12 protein-coding genes are annotated in these 12512 nt (G+C 71.1%); 5 read left to right on the top strand and 7 right to left on the bottom strand.

What is annotated here, in order from left to right; genetic code table 11:
- Positions 1-61: 61 nt before the first annotated feature.
- The 7 genes from ACFWXQ_RS41695 to ACFWXQ_RS41665 all read right to left on the bottom strand — a co-directional run bounded on the left by ACFWXQ_RS41695 (position 62) and on the right by ACFWXQ_RS41665 (position 6622).
- Positions 62-1264, bottom strand: a complete 1203-nt coding sequence (locus ACFWXQ_RS41695; RefSeq protein ID WP_383952145.1) for a glycerate kinase — start codon at positions 1262-1264, stop codon at positions 62-64.
- A gap of 77 nt (positions 1265-1341) precedes the next feature.
- On the bottom strand, positions 1342-2760 hold the full coding sequence (locus ACFWXQ_RS41690) for an SLC13 family permease (RefSeq protein ID WP_383952143.1): 1419 nt from the start codon (positions 2758-2760) through the stop codon (positions 1342-1344).
- A 144-nt stretch (positions 2761-2904) separates the two neighbouring features.
- Complete coding sequence (locus ACFWXQ_RS41685; protein ID WP_383952141.1) at positions 2905-3567, bottom strand: response regulator transcription factor; 663 nt, start codon at positions 3565-3567, stop codon at positions 2905-2907.
- Between the two features lie 46 nt (positions 3568-3613).
- A complete protein-coding gene (locus tag ACFWXQ_RS41680; protein WP_383952139.1) occupies positions 3614-5107 on the bottom strand; it encodes an ATP-binding protein in 1494 nt (497 codons plus the stop codon).
- A gap of 16 nt (positions 5108-5123) precedes the next feature.
- Positions 5124-5387 (bottom strand): small secreted hydrophilic protein, encoded by a 264-nt coding sequence (locus tag ACFWXQ_RS41675; RefSeq protein WP_383952137.1) that lies wholly within the window; start codon positions 5385-5387, stop codon positions 5124-5126.
- A 150-nt stretch (positions 5388-5537) separates the two neighbouring features.
- Positions 5538-5819: an Lrp/AsnC family transcriptional regulator gene (locus tag ACFWXQ_RS41670; RefSeq protein ID WP_055615922.1), complete on the bottom strand. Its 282-nt coding sequence runs from the start codon at positions 5817-5819 to the stop codon at positions 5538-5540.
- A gap of 41 nt (positions 5820-5860) precedes the next feature.
- Positions 5861-6622, bottom strand: coding sequence for a rhomboid family intramembrane serine protease (locus ACFWXQ_RS41665; protein WP_383952135.1), 762 nt, complete (start codon positions 6620-6622; stop codon positions 5861-5863).
- Between the two features lie 156 nt (positions 6623-6778).
- On the opposite strand from ACFWXQ_RS41665, the gene ACFWXQ_RS41660 reads away from it, so the two are divergent.
- From ACFWXQ_RS41660 to ACFWXQ_RS41640, 5 genes are all read left to right on the top strand, one after another.
- A complete protein-coding gene (locus tag ACFWXQ_RS41660; protein WP_383952133.1) occupies positions 6779-7018 on the top strand; it encodes a hypothetical protein in 240 nt (79 codons plus the stop codon).
- 35 nt (positions 7019-7053) lie between these two features.
- On the top strand, positions 7054-8406 hold the full coding sequence (locus ACFWXQ_RS41655; protein ID WP_383952131.1) for an NYN domain-containing protein: 1353 nt from the start codon (positions 7054-7056) through the stop codon (positions 8404-8406).
- Between the two features lie 353 nt (positions 8407-8759).
- A complete protein-coding gene (locus ACFWXQ_RS41650; protein WP_383952129.1) occupies positions 8760-9791 on the top strand; it encodes an NlpC/P60 family protein in 1032 nt (343 codons plus the stop codon).
- 274 nt (positions 9792-10065) lie between these two features.
- Positions 10066-11079: an NlpC/P60 family protein gene (locus ACFWXQ_RS41645; RefSeq protein ID WP_383952127.1), complete on the top strand. Its 1014-nt coding sequence runs from the start codon at positions 10066-10068 to the stop codon at positions 11077-11079.
- Between the two features lie 32 nt (positions 11080-11111).
- Positions 11112-12335, top strand: coding sequence for a hypothetical protein (locus ACFWXQ_RS41640; RefSeq protein ID WP_383952125.1), 1224 nt, complete (start codon positions 11112-11114; stop codon positions 12333-12335).
- The last annotated feature ends 177 nt before the right edge of the window (positions 12336-12512 follow it).

Genomic DNA, 12512 nt, shown 5'->3' with positions numbered 1-12512 from the left:
GGCTGTGTGACCGGCTGTGTGACCGGCGGGTGGCTGCGCGAAGGTTCGCGCCCCGCCGCCCTCACACGCCCGCCGCTCGTGGCAGTCCCGCCCCCAGCAGGATCATCCGCAGGGCTCGCTCGGTCGCGTCGGTGAGGAGTTCGGAGGCTCGTACGAGGGCCTCGGCGAGGGCCATCGGGGCGGGCAGGATGCCGGTGAAGGCGTCCACGCCCGGGACCGTGTGGGCGCCCTCGCCGAGGGTGCCCGCCAGGGCGAGGACCGGGCGTCCGTTCAGCTTGGCGCGGCGGGCCACCTCGGCCGGGACCTTGCCGCGCGGTGTCTGGTGGTCCAGGGCACCCTCGGCGGTGAGGACCAGGTCGGCGCGGGCGAGGCGGGCGTCCAGGTCGAGATGGTCGAGGAGCACCTCGAAGCGGGGGAGGAGGCGGGCGCCGAGAGCGGCGAGCCCCGCGCCCAGGCCGCCGGAGGCACCCGTACCGGGGCCGCCGTACAGGTCGCAGGTGACCGGGAGGTCCCGGGTGAGGACGTACGCCCAGTTCTCCAGGCCCGCGGACAGCTCCTCGACCTGCGCGGGGGTCGCGCCCTTCTGCGGACCGAAGACCCGGGCGACGCCGCGCTCACCGCAGAGCACGTTGTACGGGTTGCAGGCGACCAGCAGTTCCGTATGGGCCAGGCGGGGGTCGAGGCCCTTCGGGTCGATGTGGTGCAGGCGGGTCAACTCCCGGCCGCCTTGGGAGAGTTCGAAGCCGTCCTCGTCGAGCAGGCGGGCGCCGAGCGCCTGCAGGGCCCCGGCGCCCCCGTCCGACGTACCCGAGTCGCCGCAGCCGACGAGGATGCGGCGTACGCCCGTGTCGAGGGCGGCGCGGATCAGCTCGCCGACGCCGTACGTGGTGGTGGCGCCCGGATCGCGCAGGCCATGCGGGACGAGGGAGAGGCCGGCCACCGCCGCCATCTCCACGACGGCCGTGTCGGCGGAGCCGAGGTCGGATCCGGTGCCTGTGCCCGTGCCGGATCCGGAGCCGAGCAGTGCGAAGTGGGTGCCCACGGGCTCGCCGAGCGGGCCGGTTGCGGGCAGGGCGACCAGTCGGCCGCCGGTCGCCGAGGCCAGAGCCCGGGCCGTCCCCTCGCCGCCGTCCACCAGGGGGATCAGGTCGACCTCGGCGTCCGGTACGACACGGCGTACGCCCGCCGCGATGGCGTCGGCGGCGGCCTGGGCGGACAGGGACTCCTTGAAGCCACTGGGGGCGACGGCGAAACGGGTCAGCATGAGAGGGCTCCTTGAGGACTTCACGGCTTGCGGGGCGTGCGGGCGTGCGGGTCTACGGGCCTACGGGCTTGGCGGCTTCAGGGCTTCAGGACCGGTACGCCGAGCAGCGGCCACACGGTGAGGGCGAAGAGCAGGACGAGCGCGGCCGTCAGCGGGGCCAGGACCGCGGACAGGCGCAGCAGGTCGCGCGGGGTGTACGTCGGTGTGCCGGGTATCTCGGCGAAGAGCGTGACCGGTTTGGCCGAGGCCGGGAGCGTGTGGCAGAAGCCCGCCGCGGCCGTGGACGCCAGCGCGGCGGCGACCGGGTTGACCCCCGTACCCACCGCCGCCGCGACCACCAGCGGCACGAGGACGGACGAGCGGGCGGAGCGGGACTGGAGGACCAGATGCGCGGCCGTGCTCACCGCGACGACGAGCGCGAGGAACAGCCACGGGGCCACGTCCCCCGGCAGCCCGGACACCAGCCATCCCGCCGCTCCCGAGTCCGCGAGCGCGACCCCCATCGCCATCGTCGCGGCCATGAAGAGGAGCAGCGACCAGGGAACGGTCTTCAGTGCGTCCTTCAGGCCCACGGTCCCGAGGGCGGGCGAGGCCGCGACGACCGCGCCGATCAGGGCGACGACCGCGGGGGACACCTGGTGGAGGGGCTCGCTGCACCACAGCGCGACCACCGTGGCGAGCAGCAGCGCGCACCGCGACTCGGCGGGCGACCAGGTGCCGGTGACCGGCTGCTCGCTGTGCTGCTGGATGTCATCGGCCGTGATCCGTACGGGAGTTCGGCGGTCCGCTCGCCGAGTCGTCGTCAACAGCACGGTCTCGGCGGCCAGATGGGAGGACGCCACGGCCAACGGCAGCCCGAGCAGCAGCCACTGGGTGAAATCGATACGGTCCCCGGTCGTCTCCCACAGCACCGACACCGTGATCAGATGCGCACCCGCACCGATCAGGGTCGCCACCGCCGACAGCAGGATCACGGTCGGAAAGAGCAGCGCCAGCATCACGACCAGTCGCTTCCGGTCGGCCAGCACCTTGGCGAGCGCGAGGAACACCGGCAGCGCGAGCGCCGCCCGTCCGGAGGTCGCGGGCACCGCGAAGGCCGTCACCACCAGCGCGGCCGTCGTCAGATGCACCAACTGCCTGACGCTGCGCGCCCCGCCGACGAGGAAGGCCGCCGCCCGCCCCGCGAGCCCGGTCCGGGCCACGGCCGCCGCCAGCACGAACGCACAGATCAGCAGCCAGACCGTCGAGTCCCCGAGCGTGCCGAAGAGCGTCTCGCTGCTGATCACACCGGTCACCGTCAGCGCGAGTCCCGCACCGAGGGCGATGTACGTGTCGTCGATGGGCGTACCGATCCACGCACAGGTCGCCAGCGTGAACACGGCCAGCGTCAGCCGCGCGTCACCACCGAGCCCGGGAAAGTTGCCGGGCACGATCAGCAGGGCACAGAGGCTCAGGGCCACACAGAGAGCGGCGGCTTGCCGGAGATTCAGACTCACGACACCAAGAGTTCAACCGCCCCGTGAGCCCCCAATGAGCCCCAGATGAGGGAACCTTCACGCGAGCCCCGTAAGGGGCGCGGGGAACTGCGCGATCAGCCAGGTCCGGCCCGCAGCCGAACAACGACCGACCCAACAGCCCACTCACACCGGGAGCCGATACCCCATCCCCCGCACGGTCTCCACCCGCTCAACCCCAAGCTTCTTCCGAAGCGAACGCACATACACATCAACGATGTTGGACCCCGGATCGAAGTCATACCCCCACACATGCGACAGGATCTGCTCACGCGACAGAACCTGCCCGGGATGCCGCAGAAACAGCTCCAGCAACACGAACTCACGGGCCGTCAGGTCAACCACCCGCTCGCCCGCGCGAGCCCGCCGCGTACGCAGATCCAGCGTGAGGTCACCCCCGCGCAGCACGGTGACCTCGGGAACCCCCGCCGCCGTACGCAGCCGCAGCCGCACCCGCGCAAGAAGTTCCTCGAACCGGAACGGCTTGGTCATCCAGTCGTCGGCGCCGCCCTCCAGACCGGCCACCGCGTCGCGTACGGAGTCCCGGGCGGTCAGCACGATCACCGGGACCGTCACCCGGGCTTCACGCAGTTCGCGCAGCACGGTGAACCCGTCCCGGCCGGGCAGCCCGATGTCCAGGATCACCAGGTCGAAGCCGCCGGTGAGCGCGTACTCGTAGGCGGAGTCGCCGTCCGCGACGACGGTCGTGGTGAAGCCGCCCGCGCGCAGGCCCTTCTCGACGAAGGAGGCGATGCGCTCCTCGTCCTCGACGATCAGGATGCGCTTCATGTCCAACAGGCCTTTCCGGTACAGGCAGTACGGGTGGTACGGGTGTTCATGCGCGGTCCGCCTCAAGGAGCGGGTCCGGCACCGAGTCGAGCACGACGGCGAAGGTGGCCCCGCCGCCCGGGGTCTGCCGCAGCCGGACCTTCCCGCCCCGGTGCCCCTCCGCGATGGCCCGCACGATCGACAGGCCGAGGCCCGCGCCGCTGCCCCGGGTGCCGCGCCGGGAGGTGCCGCGCCGGAACCGCTCGAAGATCACCTCGGCGTCCTGCGGCTGCACACCGGGGCCCGAGTCGGCGACGTACAACTCGATGCGGTCGCCGGCGACACGCGAGCCGATGACGCGCGAGCCGATCCGGATCGACTGGCCGGGGACGGTGTGCTGCACGGCGTTCTGGGCGAGCTGGACCATTGCCTGGGTGATGCGCTGCGGGTCCAACTGGGCTTCCCCGTCGGCGACTTCGGCCAGTTCCCAGTGGCGGTCGCCGAGGGTGCGGGCCTTGACGAAGACATCGGCGGTGAGTTCGGCGAGCTGCACCGGTTCGGGCGTGACGAAGTCCGGGCGCTCGGCCTTGGCGAGCAGCAGCAGGTCCTCGACGATGCGGCTCATCCGGTCGAGTTCGTCGGTGACCAGCCGGATGGTCTCCTCGCGCTCGGCCGGGTCGTCGCCCATCAGCTCCAGATGGCCGCGCACGATGGTGATCGGGGTGCGCAGTTCGTGGCCCGCGTCGTCGACGAACTCGCGCTGGGCAGCGAAGGCGCCTTCCAGACGGTCGAGCATCGCGTTGAAGGTCTCGGCGAGCGCGGCGATGTCGTCGTGGCCACGGACCGGGATGCGCCGGGTGAGGTCCTGCTCGGTGAGCTGCGCGGCGGCGGTACGCACCAGACGTACCGGCTTGAGGATCCGCCCGGCCACCACCCAGCCGATCCCCGTCGTCATCAGCAGCGCGACCCCGGAGATGGCGAGCAGGATGCGGAACACCTCGTCCACGCGGTCGTGCTCGCGCCCCGGATGGAAGGCGACCACGAAGGCGGCCTCCGGGTCACCGCCGGAGCGGGCGATGGCGACCTTGGCCCACCGGACGTCCCCGGCGGCGCGGTGCAGCGTGCCGGTGGACTCGGCGGAGTCGAAGATCTGCCGGCGGCCGGCCTCGTCCTGGTGCAGGGGCAGTCCCGCGGGGATCTCACGGTCCTGGACGAGCTTCGCCGGGGCCGCGTCAGGGTTTCCCGCGAGCAGCCCCATCAGTTCCTCGTCCGGATCGGCGTACTGCCGTTCCAGGAAGACCTTGAGGAGCCGCCCCGGCTCGGTGAACCGCTCCCCGGTCGCGGGGTCCACCCCCCGCTCCTCGAAGTTCGCGAACTCGCCCGCCTCCTGGGCGAGCAGACCGCTGACGCGGGAGTCGACGTCCCGCAGGAGGATCGAACGCGTGGTCGTGGCCACGGCGGCGAGCGCGACGGCCATCACGAGCAGCAGCCAGAGCAGGATGCGGACCCGGGCCGAGATCCGCCGGCGCACGGGAACGTGATCGAGATCGGAATCGGACATGGGTGCGGGTACGGGCTCAGCCGTCGTCCCCGGGTCCGTCGTCATCGTCATCGTCGTCACTCACCGGAGGCCGCGACACGACCTCGTCACTCGGCGTCGGAGCCGCCGTCGGAGAGGCGGTCGACGTGGGCGTCGCGGAGGGCGACCCGCTCTCCAGCTCCACCTTGGGCGGCACCTTCGGAGACTCCGGACTGTCGGTCAGGGCGTAACTCGTGGCGGCGATCCCCAGAGGAATCACCACCACAGCGGCGAGAGCCGCCATCCGATGAGAGAAAACCATGCCCCGATGCTGCGGCCCTCACCGGCGCCCCCGCATGAGCGCCGGATGAAGAACTCTTCATCCGAGCTCGACGACGCGGCAGGGGGCGCCGTTTCAGGGACGCGGGGAACTGCGCGACCGGCCACGACGAAGCCGCAGCCGACGAACTACCTAATTGTCCAGCCCGATGGCGAACGCGGCCTCAAGATCATGCTGAGAGTATGTACGGAACGCCACATGCGTATCCGTCCCCTCCACCCCCGGAATCTTGCTGATCATCCCGGGAATCACATCCGCCAGATCGTCATGCGCCTTCACCCGGACCATGGCGATCAAGTCATACGTGCCAGTCACGGAGAACACCTCACTGACGGAGTCCAGCGCGGCGATCGACTCCGCGATCTCGGGGATCCGGTCCACGCTGGTCTTGATGAGCACGATCGCGGTGATCACGGCTGGTTTTCTCCCTTGGTGGCCATGGCTGGGTTTTCACCTTACTCAGCCTCACGCCCGGGAGTCTTTTCGGCCGGGGGTCCGGGGGTTGTCCCCCGGGAGAACACAGCAGCTGTACGTCCGTAGCGGACCCACGCGTAGAGGAACCCCGCCGAGAACCCCAGCAAATGCGCCAGATACGCCACCGCCGGCCCCTGGGTCGCGCGGCTTGCCGCCATCCACTGGAGGGACACCCAGAAGGGCAGGACGACCCAGGCCGGAAACCGGAGCGGCAGGAAGAAGAGGAACGGAAAGAGACTGGTCACCCGGGCTTTGGGGAACAGGTAGAGGAACGCACCGAGGACCGCGGAGATCGCCCCGGACGCGCCGACCAACGTCTGCGCGGAGTCGGAGTGGGCGGCCGCGTAGCCGAACAGGGCGAGGTAGCCACAGCCCAGATAGAAGAGGGCGAACGCGAAGTGGCCCATCCGCTCCTCGGCCATCGCCCCGAAGACATAGAGGAAGAGCATGTTCCCCAGCAGATGCAGCCAGCTGCCGTGCACGAAGAGGGCGGTGGCCGGAGTGACGGCGGCCCTCGGTGTCCCCTCGAACAGTTCGACGGGCACCACGCCCCAGCGCTCGAAATAGGCCCGCTGGGCGGAAAGCAGCTCGTCACCGGTGCCGTACGCGGGACTGAGACCCGAGCCCGGGCCGATCACGAAGACCAGGCAGCACAGGGCGATCAGTCCGTAGGTCACCGGAGCGGACTGACCCCGGACCGACCTGACTGCCCTGTCGACGGGCCTACCCCAGTTGCCGATCATGAGCAGAGCATGACGTAACGGGAGCAAACCGCACAGAGCGCCTCGCCGCTCCCGGTGGACGCGCGTCGAGTACCCGCCAGGCCTTAGGGTTACGAGCCACACGCTCCAGGGAACCTGGTGCGGCATGGAGACTCAGGAAAGAGAGCGACTGCAACGATGACGGTACCCCTGCCGACCGCCGAGACCCGGTGGCGCTGCACGCTCTGCGGCAACCTCACGCGCTTCGACGTGACCCGTTCGTCGAAGGTCGTCGAGTACGTGCATCTGGACCTGGCCGGGGAACCGAAGATCGAGGAGCGCGACGTGGTCAGTGAGACCATCGAGTCGGTGCGCTGTCGCTGGTGCAATGCGGTGGATCAGGTGGAACTGGTGGACAGGCCGGGCGCCGGCTCCTGACAGGAGCGGGCCCCGCACGGACGATGGGGTGAAGGATGGTGGAGACCACCACGGGCGGGGAGCCGGACGACGGCGCCGCCGAGGTGCTCGACCGTCCGCTGCCCGACGGCGTGCGCCGCAGAGTCGTACAGATCGTCTCGGACGGTTTCGGCGGGCTGACCGTGGCCGAACTGCCCGTACAGCTGCGACAGTACGCCCGGTTCGCCCCCAATCGACGTGCCAAGTTCGCGGGCAATGCGATGGCGGCGGCCCTGGAGACGGACCCGCTTTTCAGACAGCGCATCGCCGAGAAGCTCAGAGAGGCCCAGTCGGAGCTGACCGGCGCCCTCGACTCCGGCTCGCCGCCCCCGGCCGCGGACCCGCTGGATGTGGCGGCCGCGGCCTATGTGCTGCGTCCCCCGGGCTGGGTGAAGCTGGTGACCGCCGCGGGCGAGGAGGCCCTGCGGGCGGACGCCGAGCGCGCCGACGAGGAGACCCGCGCCGAGCTCGACCGGCTGCGCGAGGAGCTCGCCGAGGCGCGCGGCCAGACCCGCACCGAGACGGAGCGGCTGCGGACGGAGCTGGAGTCGGCGAAGAAGGAAGCCGAATCGCTTCACCGCAAGCTGCGCGGGGCCCTCAGTGACGTCAAACGCGGCGAGGCGGCCCTGCGCAAGCTGCGGGGCGAGATGGAGGCCGTCCGCGGCGAGGGGCAGGCCCAGGTGTCCGCCGCCGAGAGCGAGGCCCGGCGGCTCAAGGCGCGGCTGAGCGAGGTCGAGGCCACCCTGGAGGCCACCCGCCGCGCGGCCCGCGAGGGACGCAGCGTCGAGGACATGCGCGTACGGCTGCTGCTGGACACCGTGCTCGACGCGGCACAGGGGCTGCGGCGCGAACTCGCCCTGCCGCCGGTGTCGGTGCGGCCCGCCGAGACCGTGGACGCGGTCGAACCGGGACGGATGACACCAAAAGACATCGCGGCCCGCGCGCTGTCCGAGAACGATCCCGCGATCCTCGACCAGTTGCTCGCGCTGCCGCAGGCGCATCTGGTCGTCGACGGCTACAACGTCACCAAGACCGGCTATCCGCAGATGCCCCTGGAAAAGCAGCGGCTGCGGCTCCTCGGGCAGCTCTCGCAGCTCGCCGCGCAGACCGGCGCGGAGGTCACCTGTGTCTTCGACGGGGCCGAGCTGGCCGCCCCGGTGCTGCTCGCCCCGCCGCGCGGGGTGCGGGTGCTCTTCTCCAAACCGGGCGTCACCGCCGACGAGTTGATCCGTCAGCTGGTGCGCGCCGAGCCGCCCGGGCGGCCCGTCATCGTCGTCTCGACCGACCGCGAGGTGGCCGACGGGGTGGCGAAGGCGGGGGCGCGCCCGGTGGCCTCCGCGGTCCTCCTGAAGCGTTTCTCGCGCGGCTGAGCGAGCGGGTTTCAAGCGGTCCCGCAAGGGAATTTCGCTCGGCCGACCTTCTGATGGTGTACGTCACCTACGTAACAGGCACCCCAAGTGCAACACATGTGCATCTTGCCCGAATTGGCGAAACCTTCACGCAACGTAGCGTCAAACGAGCATTACTGCATGTGAGTTGAGTGCAAAGAATGCGGTCGGTGACCGAGATTTTTCCGAGGAGGATTTGAACTGATCACAAGAACATCACTAGGGTCGGGCGTCGAACCTCTACTCGGGTGATCACTCATTGGGAGTGACGGTGGAGGGGCACCGCCAACCGGTGTTCTCGGTGGGCGGCTGAGGTAATGAAGGAGCTCGCCTCCGTGGCGTCCCACCGTCGACCGAAGCAGCCGAGCCGCACCCGTGTGACCGTGCTCACCACCGCCGCCGCTGCAGCCGTGGCCCTCAGCTCGCAGGCGGCCAACGCCGCGCCCAGCGAGAAGCCGAACAAGGACGAGGTCAAGACCAAGGTCGACGCGCTCTACGAAGACTCGGCGCGGGCCACGGACAGGGCCAACGGGGCCGAGGAGAAGGCGAAGAAGCTCGAAAAAGAGATCGACACCATCCAGGACCAGGTCGCGCGAGGCCAGGACGAGCTCAACACCATGCGCGACAGCCTCGGTCTGATGGCCAGCTCCCAGTACCGCACGGGCGCGATCGACCCCTCCGTCCAGCTCTTCCTCTCCTCCGACCCGGACGACTACCTCGACAAGGCGTCCACGATCGACCAGCTGAGCGCTCAGCAGGTCGAGGCGCTGAAGAAGGTCCAGGAGAAGCAGCGGACCCTCGCCCAGCAGCGTGAGGAAGCCGCCGGCAAGCTCAAGGACCTCTCCGAGACCCGCAAGACGCTGGCTCAGAAGAAGAAGGAAGTCCAGACCAAGCTCGCCGACGCGCGCAAGCTCCTCAACACCCTGACCGCGCAGGAGCAGGCGGCCCTGAAGACCGCGGACACGCGTGCCAGCCGGGACGCCGGGGACCGCATCGAGCTCGGCAACGAGGTGCCCGCCTCCGAGCGCGGTGCCGCCGCCCTCGCCGCCGCCAAGACCCAGATGGGCAAGCCGTACGTCTCCGGCGGCAGCGGCCCCAACTCGTACGACTGCTCCGGTCTGACGCAGTGGGCGTACGGCCAGGCCGGTGTGTCGATATCCCGGACCACCTACACGCAGCAGAACGACGGCACGAAGATCGGCCGCGATCAGCTCAAGCCCGGTGACCTGGTCTTCTTCAACAGCCTCGGCCACGTCGGTCTGTACGCGGGCAACGGCGTCATCGTGCACGCCCCGAAGCCGGGTGCCGTCGTCCGTCTCGAGTCCATGAGCACGATCGGCACCTTCCAGTTCGGCGTCCGGGTCTGATCCCCGGCTCCCTCCTCCGGTCGTCCGCGATCTGATTCCCCGTCCGGCCCGGAGCCTCTCCGGGCCCGCCGGGAGGTTGATCGCCACGCCGCCCGAACGGGCGAATTCCCGTAACTCGCGCTGACCCCACGCCCCGCTGATGACCTGCGTCTGAGGCGGGGCGTCACGTTGTGTACCCGTATGGGTCTTTGGCCACCGCGTAGTCGCACGGCTACTGTCTGCCGCGTTTCCCCCAACTCCGGGGGCACGTCAGCGGAAGGGAGTGCGGCTTCCTGTGGGGTCCCATCGCCGCCTTGTACCGTCCGGCTTCGACCGGGGCGCCCGAGGCGCCACCCTGTGCGTACTGACCGCCGCGGCCGCGGCCCTCGGCGTCCTGCCGGCCGGCGCCGCGCCGCAGGACGACACCCGTGCAGAGGTGGACCGGCTGTACGAGGAGGCCGAGCACGCCACCGAGTCGTACAACAAGGCCGACGAGCGCTCGGACACACTGCGCGACCAGGTGGACAGGGCGCAGGACCGGATCGCCAGACAGCAGGACCGCATCAACACCATGCGGGACGCGCTCGGTTCGCTCGCCGGGGCGCAGTACCGCTCCGGCGGCCTCGATCCCTCACTCGCGCTGATGTTCTCCGACGATCCCGACGAGTACCTCGACAAGGCCGCCGTGCTCGACCGGATCAGCTCCCGGCAGGCCGGGGAACTCAAGGAACTGCAGGGCGCCATGCGTGATCTCTCCCAGGAGCGCGAGGAGGCGACCCGCAAGCTCACCGAACTGGACAAGAGCCGCAAGGCCGTCGCCCGGCACAAACGCACCGTCGAGCAGAAGCTGTCCAAGGCGCGGCAGTTGCTCAACGCCATGCCGGACGCCGACCGTGCCGCCTACGACCGGGCCTCCCGCTCGGGCGGCCGTGTCCCCGACCTCACCGGCGCGGTCCCGTCCTCCGGCCGCGCGGCAGCCGCCGTCGCCGCGGCCCGCTCGGCCGTCGGCCGCCCGTACGTCTGGGGCGCCAACGGACCCACCGGGTTCGACTGTTCGGGCCTCACCCAGTGGTCGTACGCGCAGGCCGGTGTCGGGCTGCCGCGCACCTCGCAGGCCCAGGCGCACACCGGACGACAGGTGTCGCTCTCCCAGGCGCAGCCCGGTGACATCGTCACCTACCGGGGCGACGCCAGCCATGTCGGGATGTACGTGGGCAACGGCCAGGTGATCCACGCGCCCTACCCGGGCGCCCCGGTGCGCTACGACCCGGTGGGCATGATGCCCGTCAACACCGTGACGCGCCCCTGACCCCACCGGCCGGGCGCCGTACGATCAGGGTCGTGGCTGGTCGTGGGCGTGCGCCGAGGTGGGTCGTGGGAGTGCTGCTGGCGGCTCTGACCGCGTCGGCCGGCTGCGGTGGCGGCTCGGGGACCGACAGCGCGTCCGGCGACGTCCAGCGCGTGCTCGACACACGGGCGGCCGCGGTGCGCGACGGCAGCGAGCGGGAGTTCGTGGCGACGCAGGCACCCGCCTCCCTCGCCGCCGGGGAACGGGCCGCCGCGCGCACCGAGTTCAGGAACCTGCGGGCGGTCCCGCTGGCCGACTGGACGTACCGCGTGACCGGCCTGCACCGCTCCGGCGACCGCGCCACGGCCGACGCGGAGCTCCACTACCGCATAGAGGGCTACGACAAGGCCCCCATCGTCACCGCCCGCACGCTGAGCCTGGCACGGGCCGACGGGCGCTGGTACGTGACCGAAGACCGGCCCGCCAAGGACTCCAGCCAGCAGCTGTGGGAGCAGGGGGCCGTCGTGGCCGTACGCGGCGAGCACAGCCTCGTCCTGGGCGTCGGCCGCCCGCGCGACGCGCTGCGCCACTACGCGGAACTGGCCGACCGTGCGGTGCCCGCGGTGCGGGAGGCGTGGGGCGAGGACTGGTCGCGGCGGGTCGTCGTCCTCGTACCGAAGTCGCTGGACGGGATGGCGGAGCTGCTCGGGGCGCCCGCGTCCGGGTACCGGGGGATCGCCGCGGTCACCACGGGCGAGGCGGGCGGATCCACGAAGGCGCCCGCCGACCGGATCATCGTCAACCCCGACGCGTACGGGGTGCTCGGCGCCTTCGGACGGCAGGTCGTCCTCACGCACGAGACGACCCATGTCGCGACCCGCGCGTCGACCTCGGCGGCCACCCCGCTGTGGCTCTCCGAGGGGTACGCGGACTGGGTCGGCTACCGCGGCACCGGGCGCACGGCGCAACAGGCCGCGCCGGAGCTGGCGCGGGCGGTGGCCGAGGGGCGGGTGCCCGCCGCGCTCCCGGGCGACGAGGACTTCGGCTTCGGCGGCGACGCGGGGGCGCTGGCGCGGGCCTACGAGGGCGGGTGGCTGGCCTGCCGACTGATCGCCGAGCGGTGGGGCGAGGTGCGGCTGGGGGAGTTCTACCGGGCCGTGGGCGAGCGGCAGAAACGGGCCGGGGCCGTGGAGGCGGGGCTGGAGGAGGTCCTGGGCACGTCGCTGGAGGAGTTCACGGCGGTTTGGCGGGCGTATGTGCGGGATCGGCTTGGGTGATGTGTGTCGGCTGCGGGTGGGTAGGGGGCTGGTCGCGCCCCGCGGCGGAGCCGCAAATGTCACAGCCCCGCGCCCCTTAGAAGCTCGCGTGCACCCGTGCTTTTAGGGGCGCGGGGAACTGCGCGACCAGCCACGACGGACCCGCACACGAAGCACCGCACCGCACCGGCCATCCAG

The sequence above is a fragment of the Streptomyces sp. NPDC058697 genome, from assembly GCF_042715345.1.
Classification (GTDB): domain Bacteria; phylum Actinomycetota; class Actinomycetes; order Streptomycetales; family Streptomycetaceae; genus Streptomyces; species Streptomyces liliifuscus.
Note: the sequence above shows the minus strand (reverse complement) of the source record. Positions and strands in the feature narration are given on the sequence as shown.